The sequence below is a fragment of the Streptomyces marokkonensis genome, assembly GCF_039539045.1.
GTDB lineage: Bacteria > Actinomycetota > Actinomycetes > Streptomycetales > Streptomycetaceae > Streptomyces > Streptomyces marokkonensis.
Genome location: NZ_BAABCQ010000061.1, coordinates 1 through 24,626, shown reverse-complemented (window position 1 = coordinate 24,626; position 24,626 = coordinate 1). Strand labels below are relative to the sequence as shown.

Here is a 24,626-nt window from a genome sequence, read left to right as displayed (position 1 = left end):
ATGCGCGCGAACGCGCTGGTCAGCGCCGGTCGGCCGAGGGACCGGGCGATGTGGTGGCCGTCAGCCGATCTTTTCCATCTCCGGCTCACCGGGCCGCTCGGTGATCTGCGGACCGCGGCTCTTGAGCACGGCCCAGCCGATGCCGAGGGCGGCGGCCCAGCCGGCCATCACGTAGAGGCAGACGCGGGCGTCGGCGTCGTAGGCGATCAGGCAGGTCACGAAGAGCAGGAAGGCGATGGCGACGTAGGAGCAGACCGAGCCGCCGGGGGCCGGGAAGGAGGAGGCGGGCAGGCGGCCCGCGACGACCTTGCGGCGGTAGAGGACGTGGCTGATCAGGATCATCAGCCAGGTCCAGATACCGGCGGCGGTGGCGACGGAGGTGACATAGCCGAAGGCCTTCTCCGGGACGATGTAGTTCAGGACCACACCGATGCCCATGAAGACCACCGAGATGCCGATGCCGATGGCCGGGGTCCTGGTCGACGACAGGCGGCTGAAGACCCTGGGGGCCTCGCCGTTGTCCGCGAGGGTGCGCAGCATGCGGCCCGTGGAGTACATGCCGGAGTTGCAGGAGGACAGGGCGGCGGTGAGCACGACGAAGTTGACGATGCCGGCGCCGGCCGGGATGCCGATGACGGTGAAGGCCTCCACGAAGGGGCTGACGCCCTCGGCGAACTCGGTCCACTTGACCACGGCCAGGATGACGGTGAGGGCGCCGACGTAGAAGAGGGCGATGCGCCAGGGCAGGGTGTTGATCGCCTTGGGGAGGGTCTTCTCCGGGTTCTCCGACTCGCCGGCGGTGACGCCGACCAGCTCGACGGCGAGGTAGGCGAACATGACGCCCTGGAGGGTCATCAGGGAGGAGCCGATGCCCTTGGGGAAGAAGCCGTCGAACTCCCACAGGTTGGAGACGGCGGCGGTGTCGCCGGCCTGGCTGAAGCCGAGGGTGAGCACGCCGACACCGATCACGATCATGCCGATGATGGCGGTGACCTTGACCATCGAGAACCAGAACTCGATCTCGCCGAAGAGCTTCACGGAGATCAGGTTGGCCACGAACAGCAGGACCAGGAAGACCAGGGCGGAGACCCACTGCGGGATGTCCGGGAACCAGTAGTGGATGTAGATGGCGGCGGCGGTGAGTTCCGCCATGCCGGTGACCACCCACATCAGCCAGTACGTCCAGCCGGTGAAGTAGCCGAAGAAGGGGCCGAGGAACTCGCGCGAGTACTCGGCGAAGGAGCCGGAGACCGGACGGTAGAGCAGGAGCTCGCCGAGCGCCCGCATGATGAAGAAGATGATCACACCCGCGAGGGCGTACATGAGGATGATGCTGGGGCCGGCCTTGGCGATGTTGGCCCCGGCGCCCAGGAAGAGGCCGACGCCGATGGCGCCGCCGATCGCGATCATCTGGACCTGGCGGCTGTTCAGCCCGCGCTCGTATCCCTCTTCGGGGGTTTTGTCCGTGTCGACCTGCGCAGAGGTCATGTGTGGTGCGCCTTTCTCCATGCCGACCCGGGCCTCGACTCGGCCGCGGATCGGGTCTCGATCCCCCCGGATGATGGAGTTGAGCGGGTCTCACATCCCGCTCGGTGCCTGGCCGGCGGTCCGCCGGCTCGGTGGCGCACCCGGCCGAACATTCGGGTGGTGTTCGCCGGGCGGTCGTGAAGATTTACCACGACCGCGGGATCGATCACAGACTCGCCATGTGACACGCCGCACAGACATAGGCGGACATAAGGCGCCCACGACGGGCGAAAAGGGATGTCTCTTTGACGAGATCATTACCCGGATTTGGGGATCCGCTGAGCGGACACCCATTCCGGTCCCTCATCCAGTAATCAGGGCACAAGGGTCGCGACGAGCGACTCCTGGAGGCCTCCGAGCCACAGGTACGCCATCACCATCGGCTTGCGCGGGTCCTCGTCCGGGAGCCGGTAGAGCAGGTCGGTGTCGTCCTCGTCGACGATCTCCAGCCGGGAGCCGATCGCGAGGCGCAGGTCGTTCAGGGCGTTCAGCCACTGCCGGGACTCCGCCACGGACAGCTTCAGCACCGCCGCCCCGCCCTCACCCCCGTCCCCGCCCCCGGTCGCCGAGGAGAGGGTGTCCAGGGTGCGGATCACCGCGAGCGCGTTCTCGCGCTTGCCGGCGCGCAGGTCGTTCTCGGTGTAGCGGCGGAACTCGGAGGAGTGCGCCCGCTGCTCCTCGGCCTCCCTGGCCTGCGGGGTGCCCTTGGGGTCGCCGTAGGCGTCCGGGAACAGGCGCCGCAGCACCGGGTCGGAGGGCGGCTCGCTCGGGCCGTCCGCGAAGAGCTCGGCGAGCGGGTCGTCGGAGGCGTCCTCGGCGGGGCCGGGGCCGATCAGCTCCAGGAGCTGCACGGCCAGGGACCGGATGATGGAGACCTCGACGTCGTCGAGGGCGACGGCCGCGCCGCCGCCGGGGAGCGGTTCGAATTGTCCGGGCATGAAGGCGATTCAGCTACTTCCGTCCTGCGGGCGGGCGTGGGTCATTTCCGGTCCTGCTGGAGGGTCGCCCACAGGCCGTAGCCGTGCATGGCCTGGACATCCCGTTCCATCTCCTCGCGCGAGCCGGTGGACACGACCGCCCGGCCCTTGTGATGGACGTCCTTCATGAGCTTGGTGGCCTTCTCCTTCGAGTAGCCGAAGTACGACTGGAAGACGTACGTCACGTAGCTCATGAGGTTGACGGGATCGTTGTGCACGATCGTCACCCAGGGCACGTCGGGCTCGGGTACGGCGAAGACCTCCTCCGCCGACTCGGTCTTCTCGATCTCCATGGGTGCGGCTGCCGTCACATGGCCCATGCTGCCACCACAGGGGGGCACTCGCACAAACGGGCCTGTGGGCCACGCCACGGAACCACAAATCGTCAGACTGACGAAATGGGGGTAGCATCCGTGCCGAGCCGCACATCCCGGGGAACCACCCCCGGGCCCCCGGGGGACCGCCCGGGGGTGCCCGGCGAGTCACACCTAGGAGAGTTCGGTGGACATAGCGGACCTTGGGCTGCCGGTGGACGTTCCCTCGACGGCGCTCTTCACCGACCAGTACGAGCTGACCATGCTCCGAGCCGCCCTGAAGGCGGGCACCGCCGGGCGGCGGAGCGTGTTCGAGGTCTTCACGCGCCGGCTGCCCGACGGGCGCCGCTACGGCGTCGTGGCGGGCACCGGGCGGGTACTGGACGCGGTGGAGAACTTCCGCTTCGACGCGGACGTCCTGCGCTTCCTGCGCGAGAGGGACATCGTCGACGAGGAGACCCTGGACTGGCTCGCCCAGTACCGCTTCAGCGGCGACATCTGGGGCTACCCCGAGGGCGAGGTGTACTTCCCGGGCTCGCCGATCATGCGGGTCGAGGGGACCTTCGGCGAGTGCGTGCTGCTGGAGACGGTGATCCTCTCCATCCTCAACCACGACTCGGCGATCGCCGCCGCCGCCTCCCGGATGGCCTCGGCCGCCGGGGACCGTCCGCTGATCGAGATGGGCGCCCGCCGCACCCACGAGCTGGCCGCCGTCGCCGCCGCCCGCTCCGCCTATGTCGGCGGCTTCGCGACCACCTCCGACCTGGCCGCCGGCTTCCGCTACAACATCCCCACCGTGGGCACCTCGGCCCACGCCTTCACCCTGCTGCACGACAACGAGCGCGACGCCTTCCGGGCCCAGGTGGACGCCCTGGGCCGGGACACCACGCTCCTGGTGGACACCTACGACGTCGGTGAGGCCGTCCGTACGGCCGTCGAGATCGCCGGGCCCGAGCTGGGCGCCGTACGCATCGACTCCGGCGACCTGCTGCTGGTCGCCCACCGGGTGCGGCAGCAGCTGGACGAGCTGGGTGCCACCGAGACGAAGATAGTCGTCACCTCGGACCTGGACGAGTACGCCATCGCCTCGCTGGCGGCGGCGCCCGTGGACGCGTACGGCGTCGGTACCCAGCTGGTGACCGGATCGGGGCACCCGACGGCCTCGATGGTCTACAAGCTGGTCGCCCGCGCCGAGTGCGGGGACTCCACCGGCTCCACGGGTTCCGCCGCCTCCACCGGCGGCGAGGTGCCGCTGGTGCCGGTGGCCAAGAAGTCCAGTGGCGGCAAGACCTCGGTCGGCGGGCGCAAGTGGGCCGCCCGGCGGCTGGACGCCCACGGCTACGCCGAGGCCGAGGTGGTCGGCACCGGACCGGTGCCCGCCGGCCTGGCCGACCGGCAGCTCCTCGTCGAGCTGGTCAAGGGCGGTGAGGTCGTCGCCCGGGAGCCGCTGGACGCCGCCCGGGACCGGCACGCGGCCGCCCGCGCCAACCTGCCGCTGTCCGCCACCCAGCTCTCCCGAGGGGAACCCGTCATTCCGACGGAGTACGCACACGAGGGCTCGGGTAGCTAAAGCAGGTGGCCCGCGACGCGGACCGCACCGTCCGTCCCCCCGTCCCCCTCCCGTCGCCCCTCGTCCCTTCCCGTCCCTCCGCCGTCCCTCCCCGACCCACAGCCGACCCAGTCGAAGGACACCGACCATGCGCCGCGCCTTGATCGTCGTAGACGTGCAGAACGACTTCTGCGAGGGAGGCAGCCTCGCGGTGTCCGGCGGTGCCGACGTGGCCGCCGCCATCACCGAGCTGATCGGGCAGGCGCCCGCCGGCTACCGCCACGTCGTGGCCACCCGCGACCACCACGTCGCACCGGGCGGCCACTTCGCCGACCACCCCGACTACGTCCACTCCTGGCCGGCGCACTGCGTCGCCGGCACGGAAGGCGTCGGCTTCCATCCGAACTTCGCCCCCGCCGTCGCCTCCGGCGCGATAGACGCCGTCTTCGACAAGGGGGCGTACGCGGCGGCCTACAGCGGTTTCGAGGGCGCCGACGAGAACGGCACGTCCCTCGCCGACTGGCTGCGGACCCGGGAGATCGACGAGGTCGACGTCGTGGGCATCGCCACCGACCACTGCGTACGGGCCACCGCCCTGGACGCCGCGCGCGAGGGCTTCCGTACGCAGGTGCTGCTCGACCTGACCGCCGGGGTGGCCGCGGAGACCACCGAGCGGGCGCTGGAGGAGCTGCGGGAGGCGGGCGTGGAGCTGTCCGGGAAGCCGGTCGTCCAGTAGCGCGTGTCAGGTCTGGGCGGCCGGGCGTCTGAGCAGGGCCCGGATCGGCTGCCACAGCTCCTGGACGAGGTCCGGTCCGCCCGCGGCACCGGCCACCGGTGCCGTGCGCCATATGAGGCCGTCGGGATGGTGCAGGACGGCGGTGATCTCGTCCGGGGTCGGCGGGGCCGCGTTGCCCCGCAGGTAGACCGCGCGCAGGCCCAGGTTGCGCAGCCGGGTCAGGGCGCGCGCCCGGTTGTGGGCGTGGACGAGTACGCGCACGCCGCCCCCGGGGGCGGCGGGGCTGGGCAGGTTCAGTGCCACCACCACCGTGCCGTTCGGCAGCTTGCAGAAGCCTCCTGCGGCCATGCGGTCATACCCCCGTGTCAGCCGGTGTCGCACCGGGTGTCAATAAGAGACGCACAGGAGGCACCTAAACACGGATCGGCGGCGACCCGCCAGAGGGTCGCCGCCGATCATGGTATGACCTGGGCAGATGCTATTTACCTGCCCGCGGGACGGACCTCGAGCTCGATCGTCGAGCCGTTCCTGGCCTCCTTGAGGATCTTGATCTTCGTGTTGGTGTCAGTGATCCTGACGCCGGCGGTCGGGTTCGACTCGTCGTAGTAGTCGTTGGTGCGGTCGTTGAAGACCGACACCCCCTTGGAGCCCGGGATCCAGGTCGCCACGTCGTTCTTGTGCAGGGTCATGCCGTCCGTGCGGTAGCGGCTGAACGGCGAGTCGTAGGCCTGCACGCGGTTGCGCATCAGGGTGCCGTCGGCGTGCTTCAGCGCGGTCGGGTGCGAGTCGACCGGCAGGAGCAGGCCGGTGCCCGGGTGCTGGCTGGTGTTGTTGTCCGCCTGGGAGGTGTCCCACTTCCAGATCAGCAGGCCGTTCTGGTAGGCGTAGTGCTCCACCCAGTTCGGGCGCGACGTGAAGCCGAAGTTGTACGGGCCGGTCTTCAGCGTCTTGTCGTACGACGTGTACTGCCGGTTCTCGGCGATGTAGTACTGCGCGTAGTCCTTGGTGAAGGAGGCGCCGACGCGGGTGAAGCCGTCGGCCGTCCAGGCGGCGTCCGCGCTCTCGGCGTCGTCGGTGAACAGCGTCTCGCCGTCGGCATACACCTTGATCATGTCGGCCGCGAAGCCCTTCTGGGCCACGCCGCCGTCCGTCTGGTAGCGGAAGCGCAGGTCGATCTTCTGGCCCGCGTAGGCGTCGAGGGAGTACGCGAACTTCGTGTAGTCGTCGATCGTGCCGTGCAGGGCGGGCTTGTCGGCGGCGTCGCGCGGGATCGGGTACCCGTCCACCATGCCGTCGACCGCGGTCCAGTTGGCGCCGCCGTCGGTGGAGACCTCGGTGTAGAGGTAGTCGTAGTTCGCCTCGATGTCGTACCAGCCGTCGAAGGTCAGCTCGGCGGTGGCCTTGCCGGTCAGGTCGACCGAACGGGTCATCGTGTTCTTGAGGTTGTCACCGCTGCCGCTCCACCACTGGGTCTCGCCCTCGGCGGGGACGACGATCTCGGTGGTGACCTCCTTCTTCGGCAGTTCGACGACCAGGCCCTGCTTGTGCTTGGTGTTGTACTCGGCGACGCCCAGCTTGTGCCAGGAGTTCACGCCCGCCTTGGCGGTGTCGTAGTTCAGCCAGCCGAGCTGGAGCTTGTCCCAGGCGGTCATGTCGCCGGGCAGGTCACCGATCTCCTTGCGGCCGGTGCCGAGCCAGGAGCCGGACGACATCAGCGTCCAGAAGCCGGTGGAGTTCTCGCCGCCGGCGGTGTCGTAGTGGTCCGGCAGGCCGAGGTCGTGGCCGTACTCGTGGGCGTAGACGCCGAGTCCGCCGTTCTCCGGCTGGACGGTGTAGTCGCCGACCCAGATGCCGGTGGAGCCGATCTGCGCGCCGCCCAGCTTGTTCTCGCCGGGGCCGGTGGCGCCGGCGTCGGTGCCGAAGGCGTACCAGCGGTGGGCCCAGATGGCGTCGGTGCCCTGGACGCCGCCGCCCGCGGACTCGTCCTCGCCGGCGTGCACGATCTGGAAGTGGTCGATGTAGCCGTCGGGCTCGTTGAAGTCGCCGTCGCCGTCGAAGTCGTAGCGGTCCCACTCGTCGAACCGGGCGACGTCCGCCTTGATCTGGGCGTCGGTGCGGCCGGCCGCCTTCTGCTGCCCGACCCAGGCGGTCAGGCCGTCACTGACGACGTTCCACACGCTCGGGCAGTTGGTGTCGCCGCAGTCGTTGTTGCCGTAGCGGGCCTCGTTGTAGGGGACCTTGACCCAGTCGGAGACCTCGCCCTCGACCGAGTAGCGGCCGGAGGACTGCTTCTCGTAGTACGTCTTGACCGAGTTGACGCCCTTGCCGGAACCGAAGTACAGGTCCTGGAAGTGCTGCTGGTCGTAGTCGGCCTTCCAGGCCGTGGAGTTGTCCGTCTTCCGGTCGGGCTTGGCTATCCGGTTGTGCAGCGGGCCCGGGTCGCCGCCGTAGCGGCTGTCGACCTTGTCGCCGAACTCGACCAGGATGGTGAAGATCTTGTCGGTCTTCTCCCGGCCCAGCTCGACGTACTTGGCGTCGCCCTTCTTGCTCTTGAGCTGGACGACGTTCGAGCCGTCCTTCTTCTTCACCGAGGCCTTGCCGGATATGACCTGCTTCAGGGCCTCCTCGCGCTGAGCGTCCCGAGTGTCGCTCATGGGGCCCTTGAGGTCATGGGAGTCCATGCCCTTCGCGGGGTGCGGGTCGTGGCGGTCCACGGCTTCCGGCCGGGCCGGCGAGTCCGCCTGTGCCACGCCGGCCGCGGAGAGCGTGGCGGTGGCGGCGGCGAGTGCGACGGCGCTCGCCGCCGTTCTGAACTTCCAGGATCTGCCGGTCACTTGAGTTCCTCCCCCGCGTGCACGCGCGCGGATGGGGGGACCAGGACATGGCAAAGTCCGCGCACACGTGTTCAACGCGTGTAGTCAAGTGACGACATTTGACTAGAGGTTCACCGGAAAAGACAGACCTTGACTTGAGCAGAACAAGTGCACTATGCGGAGTCGGCGTTCGCTTTGCGGACACCGAATCGTGACCGTCGTGGCTGCCGTTGCCGCCGTGGCGTCCTCCACGGGCGCGTGCGACCGTCCACTTCCCGGACGCCATGAATCCGTGCGCCCCCCGTGCATCGGCCATGTCGGTTAGGTCATGCTTACCGCTGGTTCCACTCGGGCACACAGCGGGTTAGAGTCGCTTGGCGGAACGCCCGGAAGTCGGCGGAATGCCAGGCCGACAGCACGTCTCACCCCCAGATTGTCTTCACGAGGACACGATGGCCATGCCCCGTCCGACTGCCGCACAGTTCGCCTACGGTTCGTGCACCGTGATCTTCTCGACCCTCGCCATGCTGCTGCTGTCCCGGACGAGTTCGGGTCCCGGCGTCGCCGTCATCGCCGTCGCGGCGCTCGCCCTCGGGCTGCTGGTCGCCATGACGGTCCCGACGCCCAGGACGCGCGCGGTGACCGCCGTGCCGACGCCCAGGCCGACCGCGGCATCCGCGTCGGCCTCCGCCTCCGCCGAGGAGCGGGTGCCGTCGGCGGCCCGGGTCTCCGCCGGGGCGGGTGAACCGGTCCGCGGCCGCGCCGCCTGACACCTGCCCGCTCCCCGAGACCCGGCGGACGCCGACTCGGGCGGACGCCGACTCGGGGAGCGTCGACGTCAACGGGCGCTGACCACCACCGTCTTGGCGGCCTTGTCGTGCAGGCCCTGCTTGTAGGGCCGGTCGAAGAAGCTCCAGCCGCCGGCGATGATCGTCCAGACACAGGCACAGCAGAAGGCGAACGGGATCCACAGCACCAGGGCCCGGATCAGCGACGTCTGCACCGAGGGCGTGGCGCCGTTGTCCAGGTTGGCCACCCGCAGGCCAAGCCACTTCTTACCGAGGGTCTGGCCCGTCTTCGCGGTCATGTACGTGTCGTAGGCGATGTAGAGCACGGCGGCGATCAGGGACTGCCCGAAGGACTTGCCGACCGAGACGTCCTCGTCGGCCATCTGGTACTCCTGGACGTTGAAGGCCCAGCTGAGCAGCCAGACCACGATGCCCACGAGGATCATGTCGATGATGCGCGCGAGTGTGCGCTTTCCGCTGTCGGCGAGCGGGGGCATACCAGCGAGTGGATCGGTGGGGAAGGAGCCGCCACCGTATGGATCCCCGCCGTAGGGACCGCCCCCACCACCGGGGGGCGGGGCGCCGTAGGGACCGCCGCCGCCGGGAGGCGGGGCGCCGTACGGGCCTCCGCCACCGGGAGGCGGGGGTGAGCTGCCTCCGTACGGGGGCGGGTTGTCGTACGGCGAGCCCGTCCCGTCCGCACCGGGGCCGGGGCCGGGGCCGGGGGACGGGGGACGTTTCCTGAACGGGTCGTCGTCCGGCGGCTGCCCGCCGGAGCCGGGAGGCGGTTCGCTGCTCATGGCCCGAGTCGACCGCGAACCCCCGGGCGGCGCATCCGGCGAGCCGCCGTCCGGAGTACGGGGCGCCTTTGGCGGCGGCACCAAGGCGCGGTGGGCACCGGGCGGCGGCACCGGGCGCGGAGGCCCGGCGGCCCGCCCGTGAGCGGCGGCCTGCCGCAGGCCGGCGCTCCCCCAGTGGCCGTATCCGGACCCGCGGGCCGGCGCGGGCGGCGGCGCACACCGGCCGGCCGACCGGGGCGGGAGACGCGTCAGCTCCCGGGTCAGCCGGCCACGAAGGTGCGGGACGCCTTGTCGTGCCAGCACTGGCGCCACGGGCGGTCGAACAGGCACCACGCGACGCCGACCACACCCACGACCAGGAGGCCGGGGACGCTGTACACCAGCCAGCGGCGCAGGGCCGCGCCGAAGGACGGGGGCTCGTGGGCCTCGATGTCCCGCACCTGAAGGCCGAGCAGCTTCTTGCCCAGGGTGCGGCCCCACTTGGCGGTGGGCAGCGCCTCGTAGACGACACCGAAGAGCAGCAGGACGGCCAGCACGATGCCCAGGTAGGTGGCCGTCGTGCCGTCGAGCAGCCACACCGTGACGGTCTCGCCGGAGAGCTTGGCCTCGTCGATCTTGCCGTTGACGTGGTCCATTCCCTTGATGCCCAGGGGTACGGCGGCCACGCCGGTGACGCACGCGAGGACGACGGTGTCGATCAGCCGGGCGGCCAGCCGCTTGCCGAGCCCGGCGGGGCGGGCCTCCGCCTGGCGTCGGGCGGCGGCCTGGAACACGTCCTCGACCGGCGGCTTCCAGGGCGCGACGGGCTGCTCGTCACCGCTCGCGCCCGCGAGCCGGTGCACCTGCTGCGCCCAGGAGGCCTGCCCACCGCCGGGGCCGGGCACGAGCGGGGCGGATGCGGCGGCCTGCTGCGGGGCGGCGGCAGGCTGTGGGGCGGCGGCCTGCTGCGGGGAGACGGCAGGCTGTGGGGCGGCGGCCTGGCGAGGGCCGGCCGGGCCTCCCGTCTGCTGCGGGCCGGAGAGGGGCGTGGGAGTGGCGGTCGCGGGGGCCTGCGCGGCGGCGGCCCGGGCGGCGGCGGCCTTCCCGGCGCCGAAGCCGGGGCCGCCCGTGGCCGCGTCGCGCGGGGGGACCGCGCGGAAGGTCATGGTGCCCTCGTCGCCGCCGGGGCCGCCCGTGGCCGGGGCGCTCCGGGCGCCTGCCGCCGGACGCCGGAAGACGAAGGTGTTGCCCGAACCCGCCTCCACGTCGCCCCCGGACGCGGCCGCCGCCGAGGACTCCGCCGAAGACCCCGCCGCGGCGTCCACCCGCGCGGAACGGGGGTCGCCGCCCTGCGCGGACCGGCGCTCGGCGGATCCGCCGGGCGCGTGCCCGTCCCCGGCGACGCCGGCGGTCCGCGCGCCCGGTGTCCCGCCCCGACCGGCCCGGGGATCGCTCGGAGCGCCGTCGCCCGCGGCGGCGGGACCGCCGGCCCCGGCCACGGCTTCCCCGGCCGGCCCCGTCCCCCGGGCGTGCGGGAGCCTCGGGTCCGTGCCCGGGGCGGCGCCCGGCCAGGCGACGCGCTGCTCCGGGTCGTCGGCGAAACCGGACTGGTGGGAGCGGTCGGCTCCCCAGGCCGTGGCGGGTTCCGGGCTGCTGCCGTGCTGGGAGGCGGCCGCGGGCGGTTCCTCGACCGGGTCCTCGTCGAAGAAGTGCGGGCCGGTCTCCTCGACCAAGGACCGCGCGCCGGGCGGAGGCGCGAGCGGCTCGCCGTCCTCGGGCGCGGGCCGGCTCGTGCCCGGCACCCAGGAGGCACCGTTCCAGTACCGGACATATCCAGGAATGGACGGGTCCGGGTAATACCCTTCGCGGGGCCTGTCGTCGCCGGGGGCCGGGGTTGGGGCGCTCATGTCCGTCGTCCCGTATCTGCTCGGGGGTTGATATGGGGGCTCAACATCTATCAGACGGGCGCAATCCGCACCGCCGGACCCGCCGGACCCGCCCCTTTCCGGGCAACCTCGTGCATGGACCTTCACACCCGGGACAGAGGTGGGGGAAAAGTTCCGCGAACAAGTGCCGCGAACCCGCGTAACGCTCACGGCCCTCGCCGCTCCCACTCGTGCGGGCCCGTTCCAGGCGGCCCGTGCGGACCCGTAGGAGAGAGGACCACCCCGCCATGCGCCCCCCGCGCCCCCGTCCCACCGTCGTGGAACGCGAACTGGAACTGATGCTCGTCCTGTCGCCCGGGCACGGCGTCCCGGTACCGGCCCTGCTCGGCTACCGCACCGACGATCCGTACGCCGTCCACATCACCTTCCACATCCACTCCGGCCACCCGGTCCACTGGACGTTCGCCCGCGAGCTGCTGGTGGAGGGGGGCTTCCGGCTGTGCGGGCACGGGGACGTACGGGTGTGGCCGTCGAAGACGGACGGCCGGAGCGTCGTACTGATGTCACTGAGCGGCCCCGACGGGGACGCTCTCCTGGAGGCGCCCACGGCACAGGTGTCGGCCTGGCTGGAGCGGACCCTGCGGGCGGTGCCGCCGGGCACCGAGGGCGGGCAGCTCGGCATCGACGACGGGCTGGCCGAGCTGCTCGCCCGGTGAGGGGAGGGCGGGTCAGAAGAGTTTGCCCGGGTTGAGGATGTCCAGCGGGTCGAAGGCCCGCTTGACCGCACGCTGCATCTCCAGGCCGACCGGGCCGATCTCCCGCGCCAGCCACTCCTTCTTCAGTACGCCCACGCCGTGTTCGCCGGTGATGGTGCCGCCGAGTTCCAGGCCGAGGGCCATGATCTCGTCGAAGGACTCGCGGGCGCGCCGGGACTCGTCGGGGTCGGCGGCGTCGAAGCAGACGGTGGGGTGGGTGTTGCCGTCGCCCGCGTGGGCGCAGACGCCGATGGTGAGGTCGTACTTCGCCGCGATCCGTTCGATGCCCCCCAGCATGTCGCCGAGCCGGGACCGGGGCACACACACGTCGTCGATCATCGTCGTGCCCTTGACGGCCTCGAGGGCGGTGAGGGACAGGCGGCGAGCCTGGAGCAGGAGCTCCGACTCGGCCGCGTCGTCCGCCGGGACCACCTGTGTGGCGCCCGCGGCCTCGCACAGCGCGCCCACGACGGCGAGGTCGGCGGCCGGGTCGGCGGTGTCGAAGGCGGCGAGGAGCAGGGCCTCCGTGGTCTCCGGCAGACCCATGTGGGCGAGGTCGTTGACCGCCTTCACGGTCGTACGGTCCATCAGTTCGAGGAGGGACGGGACGTGCCCTGCCTCCGTGATCCGGCAGATCGCGTCGCAGGCGGCGGTCGCGGAGGCGAACTCGGCGGCCAGCACGAGCTGCTCGGGCGGCTTGGGGCGCAGGGCGAGCACGGCGCGTACGACGATGCCGAGGGAGCCCTCGGAACCGACGAACAGGCGGGTGAGGTCGTATCCGGCGACGCCCTTGGCGGTGCGGCGGCCGGTGGACATCAGGCGGCCGTCGGCGAGGACGACGTCGAGGCCGAGGACGTACTCGGCGGTCACTCCGTACTTGACGCAGCACAGGCCGCCGGAGGCGGTGCCGATGTTGCCGCCGATGGTGCACGTCTCCCAGCTGGAGGGGTCGGGCGGGTAGTACAGGCCGTGTTCGTTCACCGCGCGGGAGAGCGTGGCGTTGACGACGCCCGGTTCGACGACGGCGACGCGGTCGACCGGGTTGATCTCCAGGATGCGGTCCATCCTGGTCAGGGACAGCACGACGCAGCCGTCGGTGGCGTTGGCCGCGCCGGACAGGCCGGTGCGGGCGCCCTGCGGGACGACGGGGACGCGCATCGCGGTGGCGGTGCGCATGACGTGCTGGACCTCCTCCACGGTGCGCGGCAGGGCGACGACGGCGGGTGCGCCGGCCGGGCAGAAGCTCGCCATGTCGTTGGCGTAGGAGGCGGTGATGTCGGGGTCGGTGAGGACGGACTCGGACGGCAGGCCGGCGAGCAGCCGGTCGACGAGGGTCCCGGAGGCCCCCGTGACCGCTCCGGCTTCGTGGGCTGCGTCGTCTTTGTCGCGAGGCGCTTCGATACGGCTCATCTGATTCCTCCGTGGATACCCCCACGTTCACGTGGGGGAGGAAGCCAAGATCGGAGGTTCGCATCCGTGGGCCATCGGTGTGAACCCCGTCGACGGCACTCGGCGCACCTCCCGATGTGATCGTCACATTGGCGCACAGTAAGCGTCATGGAGGTCATGGAGAGGGAGACCGAACACGGGTGGCGTTCACGCCGCCGGAGCCGGATGCTGATCGTCTCCGTCGCCGGGGCCGTCGTACTGGGCGGGGTCGTGGTGCTGCTGCCCTGGGGCGGTGGCGACGCTCCCCCGCCCGCGCCGGGGCCGGCCGCGCTGGCGCGGAGCGCGGTCACCACGGGGGTGCCGGCCGCGCTGGGGGACCTGACCGTGCTGATCGGCGACCGGGAGACCCATCTGCGGGCGCATCCGCTGGACGGGGCGTCGTGGGCGGTGCTGGGCACGGCGTACGTGGAGCGGGGCCGGCGTACGGCGGACACCGCGAACTGGCCGAAGGCCGAGAAGGCGCTGCGCACCTCGCTGAAGGTCGGGGCGGAGCGCGATCCGCAGGCCCTGGAGGGGATGGCGGCGCTGGCGGTGGCGCGACGGGACTTCCCCGCGGCGAAGAGGTGGGGCGAGAGCGCGGTGAAGGCCGCTCCGAAGCGGTGGACGGCGCACGCGGTGCTGATCGACGCGTACACCGGACTCGGCGACCACGAGGGCGTGGGGCGGGCCCTGGACAAGCTGATGGATCTGCGTCCGGACGCGCCGGCCGTGAGCGCGCGGGCGGCGGCCGTCTACCGGGACCGGGGCTGGCGGGCGGACGCGGAGGCCCGGATCCTCGACGCGGCGGCGGCGGCCGGGGCGTCGGCCGAACGGGCGGCGTATCTGGAGCAGGCCGGACGGCTGGCGTTCGAGCGCGGGGACCGTCAGGAGGCGCTGCGGTTCTTCCGGGAGGCGCTGCGCACCGATCCCGACCAGCGGGCCGCGCAGGCCGGGCAGGGGCGGGTGCTGGCGGCGCTGGGCCGGACGACGGACGCGCTGTCCGCGTACCGGGCCGCGCTCGCCGAGCGGCCGAGCCCCGAGTACGCCCTGGAGCTGGGCGAGTTGTACGAGTCGCTGGGGCTCGGGCAGGCCGCGCGGGTGCAGTACGACCTGCTGCGGGAGCGGGTGCGGGTGGCCGGGGCGGCCGGGGGCGACGAGGAACTGGTGCTGGGGCGGTTCGAGGCGGACCACGGGGATCCGGTGTCGGCGGTACGGCGATTGCGGGCCGAGTGGGGGCGGCAGCCGGGGATCGCGGTGGCCGACGCACTGGGTTGGGCGCTGCACCGGACCGGGGAGCACGAGGAGGCGCTGGAGTTCGCGACGATCGCGACGGACGGCGAGCAGGGCGGCGGGGTGCGCAGCGCGCTGTACGTGTTCCACCGGGGTGTGATCGAGAAGGAGCTGGAGCGGTACGGGCCCGCGCGGCGGCATCTGCGGGAGGCGCTGATGATCAACCCGTACTTCTCCCCGCTGCGGGCGCCACAGGCGGAGCGGGCGCTGGCGGAGCTGGGCGAGCCCTCCGTCCAGGACCCGCCCACGTAGCCGCCGGCGGTTCCCCGCCTCAGTGGCCCCCGGCGGTTCTCAGAGGTTGCCGCGCTTCTCCTGCTCGCGCTCGATCGCCTCGAAGAGGGCCTTGAAGTTGCCCTTGCCGAAGCCCATCGAGCCGTGCCGTTCGATGAGCTCGAAGAAGACGGTCGGGCGGTCCTGGACCGGCTTGGTGAAGATCTGCAGCAGGTAGCCGTCCTCGTCGCGGTCGACGAGGATCTTCAGCTCGCGCAGCGTCTCGACGGGCACCCGGGTCTCGCCGGCCCACTCGCCGAGCGTGTCGTAGTACGAGTCGGGCGTGCTGAGGAACTGGACGCCGGCCGCCTTCATCGTGCGTACGGTCTGGACGATGTCGTTGGTGTTCAGCGCGATGTGCTGGACGCCGGCGCCGCCGTAGAACTCCAGGTACTCGTCGATCTGGGACTTCTTCTTGGCGACCGCGGGCTCGTTGATCGGGAACTTGACCTTGAGGGTGCCGTCGGCGACCACCTTGGACATCAGCGCGCTGTACTCGGTGGCGATGTCGTCGCCCACGAACTCCTTCATGTTCGTGAAGCCCATGACCTTGTTGTAGAAGCCGACCCACTCGTTCATGCGGCCGAGTTCGACGTTGCCGACGCAGTGGTCGACGGCCTGGAAGGTGCGGTGCGCGGGCGGCTCGACCATCGGCTCGGCGGCGGTGTAGCCGGGCAGGTAGGGGCCGTCGTAGCCGGTGCGCTCGACGAGGGTGTGGCGGGTCTCGCCGTAGGTGGCGATGGCGGCGAGGACGACGGTGCCGTGCTCGTCCTTGACCTCGTACGGCTCGGCGAGCGAGCGGGCGCCGTGCTCGACGGCGTAGGCGTGGGCGGCGCGCGCGTCCGGGACCTCGATGGCGAGGTCGACGACGCCGTCGCCGTGCTCGGCCACGTGCTGGGCGAGGAAGCCGCCCCACTCGGTGGCGGGCTTGATCACCGAGGTGAGGACGAAACGGGCGGAGCCGTTCTCCAGGACGTAGCTCGCGGTCTCGCGGCTGCCGTTCTCCGGTCCGGAGTAGGCGACCAGCTTCATGCCGAAGGCGGTGGAGTAGTAGTGCGCCGCCTGCTTGGCGTTGCCCACGGCGAAGACGACCGCGTCCATTCCCTTGACCGGGAAGGGATCGGCCTGCCGGGCGGTGTCGGGAGTGTGGTGTGTGGTCTGCGTCATAGCCGCAGCGTCCCCCGCGTCTGCAAGGTGCGCAATAGTTCGCGCGTTCACTGGGCAACCTGACCAGTGATACGTCGATGGGGGAAGGCGATCTGTACAGGATGACCAGCCGAGGGGGACGGGAATGGCGATCGACCGACTGGACGGACGGATCATCGGACTGCTGGCGCGGGAGCCGCGGATCGGGGTGCTGGAGATGTCCCGGCGGCTGGGGGTGGCGCGGGGCACCGCGCAGGCGCGCCTCGACCGGCTTCAGTCGAATGGAGCCATCCGCGGCTTCGGCCCCGAGGTGGACCCGGCGGCGCTCGGCTACCCGGTGACCGCGTTCGCGACGCTGGAGATCCGACAGGGCCAAGGGGCCGACGTGCGGGCGCACTTGACGACGGTGCCGGAGGTGCTGGAGCTGCACACCACCACCGGCACCGGGGACATGCTGTGCCGGCTGGTGGCCCGCTCGAACGCCGATCTCCAGCGGGTGATCGACCGGGTTGTCGGTTTTGATGGCATCGTCCGGGCCGCCACGGCGATCGTCATGGAGAACCCCGTTCCCTTGCGGATCATCCCGCTGGTGGAGCAGGCGGCCGAGGACAGCGGCAGAGGCGACTGAGACCGGTCCGAGGGGGCCGGCCCGACCCCCGGAGGTGAGCGGACGTGAACTTCTGGGAGTTCCTGGGCAGCCGCCACCAGCAGTTGCTCACCGACGCCTACCAGCACGCGAGCGCGGTCTTCCAGTGCATGGTGGTGGCGACCCTGCTCGGGGTGCTGATCGGCGTCGTCACCTACCGCAGCGAGTGGGCGGGGAACCTGGCGACCCTGACCACGTCGACCATCCTGACCATCCCGTCGCTGGCCATGATCGGCCTGCTCATCCCGATCGTGGGTCTCGGCGTGCCGCCGACGGTGACCGCGCTGATCCTCTACGGGCTGCTGCCGATCGTGCGCAACGCGATCGTCGGGCTGCGCGGGGTGGATCCGGCGCTGGTGGACGCCGCGACGGGCATCGGGATGTCGCGCGTGGCCCGGCTGCTGAAGGTGGAGCTGCCGCTGGCCTGGCCGCCGATCCTGACCGGCATCCGCGTCTCGACGCAGATGCTGATGGGCATCGCCGCGATCGCCGCCTACGCCTCCGGCCCGGGGCTGGGCAACGAGATCTTCCGCGGGATCGCCTCGCTGGGCAGCCGGAACGCGCTCAACCAGGTCCTCGCGGGCACGCTCGGGATCATCGTCCTGGCGCTGCTGTTCGACGCCGCGTACGTCCTGCTGGGACGGCTGACCATCCCCAGGGGGATCCGTGTCTGAGACAGGGGGAGCGGTGTCCGGGACCACTGGGCCGACCGGCGGGAGTGCCGCCACCGGGGCGACCATCGAGCTGGACTGCCTCACCAAGCGCTATCACGGCAACCCGCGGCCGGCCGTCGACAACGTGTCGATGGAGATCAAGGCGGGCGAGACGGTGATCCTCGTCGGCCCCTCGGGCTGCGGGAAGTCCACCACCCTGAAAATGATCAACCGGCTGATCGAGCCCAGCGGGGGACGCATCCGCATCAACGGCGAGGACGTCACCGACATCGACCCGGTGAAGCTGCGCCGCAAGGTCGGCTACGCGATCCAGTCCTCCGGTCTCTTCCCGCACATGACCGTCGCCCAGAACATCGCGCTGGTGCCGAGGATGACCGGCTGGTCGAAGACGCGGATCCGCTCGCGGGTGGAGGAGATGCTCGACCTGGTCGGGCTGGACGCCGGGGAGTTCCACGGCCGCTACCCGCGCCAGCTCTCCGGCGGCCAGCAGCAGCGGGTGGGCGTGGCACGGGCGCTGGCGGCCGATCCGCCGGTGCTGCTGATGGACGAGCCGTTCGGCGCGGTGGACCCGATCACCCGGGACCACCTCCAGGACGAGCTGATCCGGCTCCAGCGCGAGCTGCACAAGACGATCGTCTTCGTCACCCACGACTTCGACGAGGCGATCAAGCTGGGCGACCGGATCGCCGTGCTGCGCGAACGCTCGCACATCGCGCAGTTCGACACCCCGGAGGCGATCCTCACCAACCCGGCGGACGACTTCGTCTCCGGCTTCGTGGGCGCCGGGGCGGCGCTGAAGCGGCTGAACCTGACCCGCGTACGGGACGTGGGGATCACGGACTACCCGACGGTGACCGTGGAGGACCCGCTCCAGCACATCTTCAACGCGCTGCGGGCGGCCGGCACCAACGAGATCCTCCTCCTCGACCGGCGCGGGCGGCCGTACAAGTGGCTCAGACGGGGTGACCTGATGCGGGCCAAGGGTTCGCTGGCGCGGGCCGGAACGCTGGTGCACGACACGGTGACCCGGGACGCGACGCTGCGGGACGCGCTGGAGGCCGTCCTCACCGACAACGCGGGGCGGGTCGCCGTCACCGGGCGGCGCGGCGAGTACGAGGGCGTCGTCGACATGGAGACGCTGATGAACTCCGTACAGGAGCTGCTGGAGGCCGACCGGCTGGACGCGCTGGAGCACCGGCACGACCTGGAGGAGACCCGGGCCGAGCAGACCCATGCCGAGCAGGAGGGCTTCGGAGGGGAGGGGACCAAGGCGTGAGCACCTCCTCGTCCGGCCCTTCCTCGTCCGGCCCCTCTTCGTCCGGCCGCCCTTCGTCCGGCCCCGCCTCGTCCGGTCGCCCTTCGTCCGGCTCCTCGTCGTCCGGCTCCTCGTCGTCCGGCCTCGCCTCGTCCGGCTCGGACGAGGCGGAAAACGAGCCGTCCCCGTCGTCCTCGTCGTCTCCGTCGTCTCCGTCGTCTCCGTCGTCTCCGGCCGGGACCAAGCGGCGGGTCGGCTGGCGGAAGCTGACCTTCCTGCCCGTGGTGCTGATCGCCGTCCTGCTGGCCACCTGGCTGTGGTTCCAGCAGGCCGACCTGGACGCGCTGAGCGAGAACGCCCTGTCGGACGGCCAGGTCACCAAGGCCCTGTGGCAGCACGTCCAGCTGACCGTGATCTCCACCTTCTTCGTGCTGATCATCGCGATCCCGCTGGGCGTCCTGCTCACCCGGCAGGCGTTCCGCAGGGCCACACCGGTGGCGATGGCGTTCGCCAACATGGGCCAGGCGACCCCGGCGATCGGCCTGCTGGCGCTACTGGTGATCTGGCTGGGCATCGGCCGCCGGGCCGCCCTGATCGGCATCATCATCTACGCCGTCCTGCCGGTGCTCTCCAACACCATCGCGGGACTGAAGGCGAACGACCCCACGCTGCTGGAAGCGGCCCGCGGTATCGGCATGTCGCCGATGGGCGTGCTCACGCGCGTGGAGCTGCCGCTGGCCGTCCCGCTGATCCTGGCCGGCGTCCGTACCGCCCTCGTGCTGAACGTCGGTACGGCGACCCTGGCGACCTTCGGCGGGGGCGGCGGCCTGGGCGTGCTGATCACCACGGGCATCACCAGCCAGCGCATGCCGGTGCTGGTGCTCGGCTCGGTCCTCACCGTCGCCCTCGCGCTGCTGGTGGACTGGCTGGCCTCGCTCGCCGAGCTGCTGCTGCGCCCGCGCGGTCTGGAGGCCGGCGCATGAGACGGCGCAGGTGCGTGAGACGGCGTGGACACGTGACGCTGGCCGCCTCGGTCCTGGTGGTGGCGTCCGCCGGCTGCGGTCTGACCAGCGGCTCTCCCATGGTCGACGACGTCGGGCCAGGCATCATCGGGAAGGGCCGGCCGCTGGAGGGCGCCGACCTCACCGTCACCTCCAAAGAGTTCACCGAGCAGCTGATCCTCGGCGCGATCATGGGCATCGCCTTCGAGGCGGCCGGCGCGGAGGTGCTCGACCGCACCGGCATCCAGGGCTCCGTCGGCACCCGCGCGGCGGTCGAGAACGGCGACGCCGACGCCACGTACGAGTACACGGGCACCGCCTGGATCACGTACCTGGGCCACACCAGGCCGATTCCCGACCCTCGGCAGCAGTGGGAGGCGGTGCGCGACGCCGACGTGCGCAACGACATCACGTGGTTGCCGCCGGCGCCCATGAACAACACCTACGCGCTGGCGATGAACCAGGCCAACCACGAGAAGTACGGCACGAACACGCTGTCGGAGGTCGCCGAGCTGTCGAAGTCGGACCCCGGCGCGGTGACGCTGTGCGTGGAGGGCGAGTTCGCCAACCGCGCGGACGGGCTGCCGGGGCTGGAGAAGGCGTACGGGATGGACATCCCGGCCGGGAACATCACCCAGATGGACGCCGGCATCATCTACACCCAGACCGCGAAGGGCGCCTGCACCTACGGCGAGGTGTACACCACCGACGGGCGGATCAAGTCCATGAACCTGGTGGTGATGGAGGACGACAAGAAGTTCTTCCCGAACTACAACGCGGCGCCCATGGTCAGGACCGCCACCCTGGACGAGTGGCCGGCGATCGCCTCCGTCCTCGCGCCGGTCACCAAGGCGCTGACCAACGACGTCGCGCGGACCCTGAACGCGAAGGTCGACGTGGACGGCGAGGACGCGCACCAGGTGGCGCTGGACTGGATGGTGGAGAAGGGTTTCGTGAAGGAGGGCTGAGCGGCGCGGGCGTGCTCAGCAGGCGGGGACGTCTCCCTTGCCGGACTCCAACGCCCCGAGCGAGTCGATCGCGCCCTTGAGGGTGGTGACCGGGATCAGCCGGAGCCCCTCGGGCAGCTCGGCCTGCGCGTCGGAGCACTCCGCCTTCGGCACCAGGAAGACGGTGGCCCCGTCCCGCCGCGCGGCCTGCGTCTTCAGCGGCACCCCGCCCACGGCGCCGACCTTGCCGCCGGTGGTGATGGTCCCGGTCCCGGCGACGACCCTGCCTCCGGTGAGATCACCGGCGCCGAGCTTGTCGACGATGCCGAGGGAGAACAGCAGCCCGGCACTGGGCCCGCCGACGTCCTCGAGGCGCAGATCGACGTCGACGTCCGCCGCGTCGAGCTTCAGGTAGTGCAGGGCGGCCGTGGTCGCCGCGTCCTGGGACTCCCGCATCTGCTCCTCGTTGTACTCCTCGATCTCCTCGAGGTCGTCGCCGCTCGGGTAGACGGCGTCGCGGGGCATGACCGCGTGCCCGGTACTGAACCAGCTGTCGAGCACGTCACCGAGGTGGACGTCCGCTTCCGGCCCGGTCGCCTCGATCGTCGTCATCCGCAGCTGCCCGCTCGTCTCGTGCGTCGGCGCGCCCTTGATCGTGATCACGGGGGCGCCCTGGTTCTTCCCCAGCACATCGGCCGTCAGGCCCGGCTGCGCCACGGAGAACGGCAACGGCGCGAACACGGCGGTCGCGAGCAGCGCCACGACGGGAAGGCCGCAGACGGCGAGGAACTGGGGACGCGTGAGACGAGAGAGCACGGAGTCAATCTAACGCGCTGCGGCTGCCGCGGCTGCGGGCGGCCGTGCCACGCCCGGCCCCGGCGGCGGGGTGTCGTCCTCCGGAGCCGCCCCGGTCCGGACGAGACCTCCTAGCGCAGCGCCTCCGCCACTTCCCGGGCCGCTTCCATCACGCGTGCCCCCACCCGCTCCGGCACCACCTCGGACAGCATGACCACGCCGACGCTGCCCTCCACCCCCGTCACCCCGAGCAGGGGCGCGGCCGCGCCGCAGGCGCCGGCCTCCAGCTCCCCGTGGGTCAAGGTGTAGCCGGGCTCGCCCTCCGCCTCACCGGTGGGCTGCGGCTGCGGCTGCTGTCGGGCGGAGAGGATCGCCTTGCCCGCGGCGCCCCGCTCCAGCGGGTGCCGGAACCCCGCCCGGTAGGCCACGTGGTAGTCCGTCCAGGTCGGTTCGACGACGGCCACGGCCAGCGCCTCGGCCCCGTCCACCAACGTCAGATGGGCGGTCGCCCCGATGTCCTCGGCCAGCGCGCGCAGCGCCGGCATCGCCGCCTCGCGCACCAGCGGGTGCACCTGGCGGCCGAGTCCCAGCACCCCGAGCCCGACCCGGGCACGGCCGCCCAGGTCACGGCGTACGAGTGCGTGCTGCTCCAGCGTGGCGAGCAACCGGTACACGACGGTCCGGTTCACGCCCAGTTTGTGGGACAGCTCGGTGACGGTCAGCCCGTGGTCCGTGTCGGCCAGCAGTTTGAGGACGCGCAGTCCCCGGTCGAGCGTCTGAGAGGTCTCCGCGGTCACGACGCCCACTCCTTAGTGGTGAGGTCGGCGGCCCTTCGCGATACGTGCGTCAAAGAGTCCCGTCCAAGACGCGCTCAGAGGCCGCCGATCGGCTGACGGGCCGGTGTGCCCGGGCCCAGTCGCTTCACGGCTGCGCTCCGCGGCGGCGCTGCCACGGGGCGTGTGCGTAGCGGGACAGTAGCGACCTGGTTCGCTCAGCGGAAGGCTCCGTCCAGAATCCGGGCGGCGGCCGGTGTGGACTACCTGTGTTTGTCCCGATACGTACAGCGCACGCGCCTGCCGCTCGCGCCCCGTCCGTCACTTCATGCGGGTGGCCCACTCCTGCATCTTGGCGACGCGCTGGCGCAGTTGCCCGGCGGTGGCCTCGGCGCTGGGCGGGCCGCCGCACACCCGGCGGAGTTCGGTGTGGATCACGCCGTGCGGCTTGCCGCTCTGGTGGACGTAGGCGGAGACCATGGTGTTGAGCTGCTTGCGCAGCTCCATCAGCTCCTTGTGGGAGACGACCGGGCGCCGCTCGGCGGGCAGTTCGACCAGGTCGGCCTCGTCGTCGGGCTTCTTGCGGCTGTGCGCGATCTGCCGGGCCTGCCGCTTCTGGAGCAGGAGTTGCACCTGATCGGGCTCCAACAGGCCCGGGATGCCGAGGTAGTCCTGCTCCTCCTCGCTGCCCGGGTGGGCCTGCATGCCGAACTCGGCGCCGTTGTACATGACCCGGTCGAAGGTGGCCTCGGACTCCAGCGCCTCGAAGGAGAACTGCTCCTGTTCGCCGGTGTCCTCGTCCTGCTCCCGGTTCGCCTCGTCCATCTCCTTCTCGGACTCGGCGTAGGGGTCCTCCTCGCCCTCCTTCTTGGGCTTGTCGAGGACGTGGTCGCGCTCGCGCTCCATCTCGTTGGCGAACGTGAGCAGGTCGGGCACGGTCGGCAGGAAGACGGAGGCGGTCTCGCCGCGCCGCCTGGAGCGTACGAAACGGCCGACGGCCTGGGCGAAGAAGAGGGGAGTGGAGATGGTGGTGGCGTAGACGCCGACCGCGAGGCGGGGCACGTCCACGCCCTCGGACACCATGCGGACGGCGACCATCCACCGGTCGGTGCTCTGACTGAACGTGTCGATGTTCTTGGACGCGCCGGTGTCGTCCGAGAGCACGACGGTGGCCTTGCTGCCCGTGATCTCGCGGATCAGCTTGGCGTAGGCGCGGGCGGAGTCCTGGTCGGCGGCGATGACGAGGGCGCCGGCGTCCGGGATGGCCTTCCTGACCTCGGTGAGCCGCTGGTCGGCGGCGCGCAGCACGGCGGGCATCCACTCGCCGCGCGGGTCGAGGGCGGTGCGCCAGGCCTGACTGACGGCGTCCTTGGTCATGGGCTCGCCGAGCCGGGCGGCGATCTCGTCGCCGGCCTTGGTGCGCCAGCGCATGTTGCCGCTGTAGCTCATGAAGATGACCGGGCGCACGACGTTGTCGGCGAGCGCGGAGCCGTATCCGTAGGTGTAGTCGGCGGCGGAGCGCCGGATGCCGTCGTTGCCCTCCTCGTACGCGACGAAGGGGATCGGGTTGGTGTCCGACCGGAACGGCGTGCCGGTCAGCGCCAGGCGCCGGGTGGCCGGCTCGAACGCCTCCAGGCAGGCCTCGCCCCAGGACTTCGAGTCACCGGCGTGGTGGATCTCGTCGAGGATGACGAGTGTCTTGCGCTGCTCGACGCGGTTGCGGTGCAGCATGGGGCGGACGCCGACGCCCGCGTAGGTGACGGCGATGCCGTGGTACTCGCGGCTGAGCGGCCCCGCGCTGTACTCGGGGTCGAGCTTGATCCCTATCCGGGCCGCGGCCTCCGCCCACTGCTTCTTCAGGTGCTCGGTGGGCGCCACGACGGTCACCTGCTGCACGACGTGGTGGTGCAGCAGCCAGGATGCGAGCGTCAGGGCGAAGGTGGTCTTGCCGGCACCCGGCGTGGCGACCGCCAGGAAGTCCCGGGGCTGCTCCTGGAGGTACTTCTCCATCGCCCCCTCCTGCCAGGCCCGCAGCTTGCTGGCGGTGCCCCACGGGGCACGGCCGGGGAAGGCCGGGGACAGGTGGTGCGAGGTGCTGGGGCTGGCGGTGGTAGTCACGGTCTCCGAAGGGGGGGTAGAACGGCTCGGCCACGTATGACAACCGGGCCACCCTACCGGCGCCCCGCCGTGATCGACGCGCCCACCGGGGCGGGTCACCCCCGGGAAGTCGGATCGTAGCCATGTCGTTCTGTGAGCCAAGGAGTTGCTTACGTGAAT

Annotated in this window: 22 protein-coding genes; 10 read left to right on the top strand and 12 right to left on the bottom strand. The window is 71.3% G+C overall.

All coding sequences use genetic code 11. The annotated features are described in order from the left end of the window. Positions 1 to 60: 60 nt before the first annotated feature. The 3 genes from ABEA26_RS17200 to clpS form a co-directional block, all read right to left on the bottom strand. Positions 61 to 1,488 (bottom strand): amino acid permease, encoded by a 1,428-nt coding sequence (locus ABEA26_RS17200; protein WP_345593288.1) that lies wholly within the window; start codon positions 1,486 to 1,488, stop codon positions 61 to 63. A 353-nt stretch (positions 1,489 to 1,841) separates the two neighbouring features. After that, the gene (locus tag ABEA26_RS17195) at positions 1,842 to 2,465 is read right to left on the bottom strand and encodes a DUF2017 domain-containing protein (RefSeq protein WP_345593287.1); all 624 of its coding nucleotides are present in this window, start codon (positions 2,463 to 2,465) and stop codon (positions 1,842 to 1,844) included. 41 nt (positions 2,466 to 2,506) lie between these two features. Then, entirely contained in the window at positions 2,507 to 2,824 is a 318-nt protein-coding gene (gene clpS / locus ABEA26_RS17190; RefSeq protein ID WP_279559661.1) for an ATP-dependent Clp protease adapter ClpS, read from the bottom strand. 181 nt (positions 2,825 to 3,005) lie between these two features. Here clpS and ABEA26_RS17185 point away from each other — a divergent pair, with 181 nt between their 5' ends. Together ABEA26_RS17185 and ABEA26_RS17180 are read left to right on the top strand one after the other, a co-directional pair. Beyond that, positions 3,006 to 4,388 carry a nicotinate phosphoribosyltransferase gene (locus ABEA26_RS17185; protein ID WP_345593286.1) on the top strand — a complete coding sequence of 461 codons (1,383 nt, stop codon included), beginning with the start codon at positions 3,006 to 3,008 and terminating at the stop codon, positions 4,386 to 4,388. A 127-nt stretch (positions 4,389 to 4,515) separates the two neighbouring features. Beyond that, the gene (locus tag ABEA26_RS17180; protein ID WP_345593285.1) at positions 4,516 to 5,103 is read left to right on the top strand and encodes a nicotinamidase; all 588 of its coding nucleotides are present in this window, start codon (positions 4,516 to 4,518) and stop codon (positions 5,101 to 5,103) included. Between the two features lie 6 nt (positions 5,104 to 5,109). On the opposite strand, the gene ABEA26_RS17175 is transcribed toward ABEA26_RS17180, so the two are convergent. Beyond that, positions 5,110 to 5,451 carry a hypothetical protein gene (locus tag ABEA26_RS17175; protein ID WP_345593284.1) on the bottom strand — a complete coding sequence of 114 codons (342 nt, stop codon included), beginning with the start codon at positions 5,449 to 5,451 and terminating at the stop codon, positions 5,110 to 5,112. Positions 5,452 to 5,585: 134 nt separating this feature from the next. After that, positions 5,586 to 7,937 carry an immune inhibitor A domain-containing protein gene (locus tag ABEA26_RS17170; protein ID WP_345593283.1) on the bottom strand — a complete coding sequence of 784 codons (2,352 nt, stop codon included), beginning with the start codon at positions 7,935 to 7,937 and terminating at the stop codon, positions 5,586 to 5,588. A gap of 431 nt (positions 7,938 to 8,368) precedes the next feature. Here ABEA26_RS17170 and ABEA26_RS17165 point away from each other — a divergent pair, with 431 nt between their 5' ends. Next, the gene (locus tag ABEA26_RS17165; RefSeq protein WP_425587857.1) at positions 8,369 to 8,686 is read left to right on the top strand and encodes a hypothetical protein; all 318 of its coding nucleotides are present in this window, start codon (positions 8,369 to 8,371) and stop codon (positions 8,684 to 8,686) included. Between the two features lie 68 nt (positions 8,687 to 8,754). On the opposite strand, the gene ABEA26_RS17160 is transcribed toward ABEA26_RS17165, so the two are convergent. Continuing rightward, complete coding sequence (locus ABEA26_RS17160) at positions 8,755 to 9,504, bottom strand: RDD family protein (RefSeq protein WP_345593280.1); 750 nt, start codon at positions 9,502 to 9,504, stop codon at positions 8,755 to 8,757. A gap of 260 nt (positions 9,505 to 9,764) precedes the next feature. Beyond that, complete coding sequence (locus ABEA26_RS17155; protein WP_345593279.1) at positions 9,765 to 11,390, bottom strand: RDD family protein; 1,626 nt, start codon at positions 11,388 to 11,390, stop codon at positions 9,765 to 9,767. A 266-nt stretch (positions 11,391 to 11,656) separates the two neighbouring features. On the opposite strand from ABEA26_RS17155, the gene ABEA26_RS17150 reads away from it, so the two are divergent. Next, positions 11,657 to 12,085 carry an SsgA family sporulation/cell division regulator gene (locus tag ABEA26_RS17150; protein WP_345593278.1) on the top strand — a complete coding sequence of 143 codons (429 nt, stop codon included), beginning with the start codon at positions 11,657 to 11,659 and terminating at the stop codon, positions 12,083 to 12,085. A 12-nt stretch (positions 12,086 to 12,097) separates the two neighbouring features. Here ABEA26_RS17150 and ABEA26_RS17145 read toward each other — a convergent pair whose 3' ends face one another. Continuing rightward, complete coding sequence (locus ABEA26_RS17145; RefSeq protein ID WP_345593277.1) at positions 12,098 to 13,534, bottom strand: FAD-binding oxidoreductase; 1,437 nt, start codon at positions 13,532 to 13,534, stop codon at positions 12,098 to 12,100. Positions 13,535 to 13,681: 147 nt separating this feature from the next. Between ABEA26_RS17145 and ABEA26_RS17140 the strand changes: the two genes are divergently transcribed. Continuing rightward, complete coding sequence (locus tag ABEA26_RS17140) at positions 13,682 to 15,094, top strand: tetratricopeptide repeat protein (RefSeq protein WP_345593276.1); 1,413 nt, start codon at positions 13,682 to 13,684, stop codon at positions 15,092 to 15,094. 39 nt (positions 15,095 to 15,133) lie between these two features. Here ABEA26_RS17140 and hppD read toward each other — a convergent pair whose 3' ends face one another. Further along, the gene (gene hppD / locus ABEA26_RS17135) at positions 15,134 to 16,279 is read right to left on the bottom strand and encodes a 4-hydroxyphenylpyruvate dioxygenase (protein ID WP_345593275.1); all 1,146 of its coding nucleotides are present in this window, start codon (positions 16,277 to 16,279) and stop codon (positions 15,134 to 15,136) included. Between the two features lie 124 nt (positions 16,280 to 16,403). Here hppD and ABEA26_RS17130 point away from each other — a divergent pair, with 124 nt between their 5' ends. The 5 genes from ABEA26_RS17130 to ABEA26_RS17110 are packed head-to-tail and all read left to right on the top strand — an operon-like array spanning position 16,404 to position 20,802. Beyond that, positions 16,404 to 16,886, top strand: coding sequence for an Lrp/AsnC family transcriptional regulator (locus ABEA26_RS17130; RefSeq protein WP_345593274.1), 483 nt, complete (start codon positions 16,404 to 16,406; stop codon positions 16,884 to 16,886). Between the two features lie 44 nt (positions 16,887 to 16,930). Further along, the gene (locus tag ABEA26_RS17125; protein WP_345593273.1) at positions 16,931 to 17,578 is read left to right on the top strand and encodes an ABC transporter permease; all 648 of its coding nucleotides are present in this window, start codon (positions 16,931 to 16,933) and stop codon (positions 17,576 to 17,578) included. Positions 17,579 to 17,591: 13 nt separating this feature from the next. Next, positions 17,592 to 18,854: a betaine/proline/choline family ABC transporter ATP-binding protein gene (locus tag ABEA26_RS17120; RefSeq protein ID WP_345593272.1), complete on the top strand. Its 1,263-nt coding sequence runs from the start codon at positions 17,592 to 17,594 to the stop codon at positions 18,852 to 18,854. After that, entirely contained in the window at positions 18,851 to 19,816 is a 966-nt protein-coding gene (locus tag ABEA26_RS17115) for an ABC transporter permease (RefSeq protein WP_425587856.1), read from the top strand. Before ABEA26_RS17120 ends, ABEA26_RS17115 begins: the two co-directional genes overlap by 4 nt. A gap of 14 nt (positions 19,817 to 19,830) precedes the next feature. Then, positions 19,831 to 20,802 carry a glycine betaine ABC transporter substrate-binding protein gene (locus tag ABEA26_RS17110; protein ID WP_425587855.1) on the top strand — a complete coding sequence of 324 codons (972 nt, stop codon included), beginning with the start codon at positions 19,831 to 19,833 and terminating at the stop codon, positions 20,800 to 20,802. A 15-nt stretch (positions 20,803 to 20,817) separates the two neighbouring features. Here ABEA26_RS17110 and ABEA26_RS17105 read toward each other — a convergent pair whose 3' ends face one another. The 3 genes from ABEA26_RS17105 to ABEA26_RS17095 form a co-directional block, all read right to left on the bottom strand. Continuing rightward, positions 20,818 to 21,597 (bottom strand): S16 family serine protease, encoded by a 780-nt coding sequence (locus ABEA26_RS17105; RefSeq protein WP_345593269.1) that lies wholly within the window; start codon positions 21,595 to 21,597, stop codon positions 20,818 to 20,820. Positions 21,598 to 21,707: 110 nt separating this feature from the next. Next, entirely contained in the window at positions 21,708 to 22,373 is a 666-nt protein-coding gene (locus ABEA26_RS17100) for an IclR family transcriptional regulator (protein ID WP_345593267.1), read from the bottom strand. A 297-nt stretch (positions 22,374 to 22,670) separates the two neighbouring features. Continuing rightward, positions 22,671 to 24,467, bottom strand: a complete 1,797-nt coding sequence (locus tag ABEA26_RS17095; RefSeq protein WP_345593266.1) for a DEAD/DEAH box helicase — start codon at positions 24,465 to 24,467, stop codon at positions 22,671 to 22,673. Positions 24,468 to 24,626: the final 159 nt, after the last annotated feature.

Coding starts and splice junctions, on each gene's coding strand:
- ABEA26_RS17150 (WP_345593278.1), top strand. CDS start 11,657: ATGCGCCCCCCGCGCCCCCGTCCCACCGTCGTGGAACGCGAACTGGAA.
- ABEA26_RS17195 (WP_345593287.1), bottom strand. CDS start 2,465: ATGCCCGGACAATTCGAACCGCTCCCCGGCGGCGGCGCGGCCGTCGCC.
- ABEA26_RS17155 (WP_345593279.1), bottom strand. CDS start 11,390: ATGAGCGCCCCAACCCCGGCCCCCGGCGACGACAGGCCCCGCGAAGGG.
- ABEA26_RS17145 (WP_345593277.1), bottom strand. CDS start 13,534: ATGAGCCGTATCGAAGCGCCTCGCGACAAAGACGACGCAGCCCACGAA.
- ABEA26_RS17175 (WP_345593284.1), bottom strand. CDS start 5,451: ATGGCCGCAGGAGGCTTCTGCAAGCTGCCGAACGGCACGGTGGTGGTG.
- ABEA26_RS17200 (WP_345593288.1), bottom strand. CDS start 1,488: ATGACCTCTGCGCAGGTCGACACGGACAAAACCCCCGAAGAGGGATAC.
- hppD (WP_345593275.1), bottom strand. CDS start 16,279: ATGACGCAGACCACACACCACACTCCCGACACCGCCCGGCAGGCCGAT.
- ABEA26_RS17130 (WP_345593274.1), top strand. CDS start 16,404: ATGGCGATCGACCGACTGGACGGACGGATCATCGGACTGCTGGCGCGG.
- clpS (WP_279559661.1), bottom strand. CDS start 2,824: ATGGGCCATGTGACGGCAGCCGCACCCATGGAGATCGAGAAGACCGAG.
- ABEA26_RS17165 (WP_425587857.1), top strand. CDS start 8,369: ATGGCCATGCCCCGTCCGACTGCCGCACAGTTCGCCTACGGTTCGTGC.
- ABEA26_RS17160 (WP_345593280.1), bottom strand. CDS start 9,504: ATGAGCAGCGAACCGCCTCCCGGCTCCGGCGGGCAGCCGCCGGACGAC.
- ABEA26_RS17180 (WP_345593285.1), top strand. CDS start 4,516: ATGCGCCGCGCCTTGATCGTCGTAGACGTGCAGAACGACTTCTGCGAG.
- ABEA26_RS17140 (WP_345593276.1), top strand. CDS start 13,682: ATGGAGGTCATGGAGAGGGAGACCGAACACGGGTGGCGTTCACGCCGC.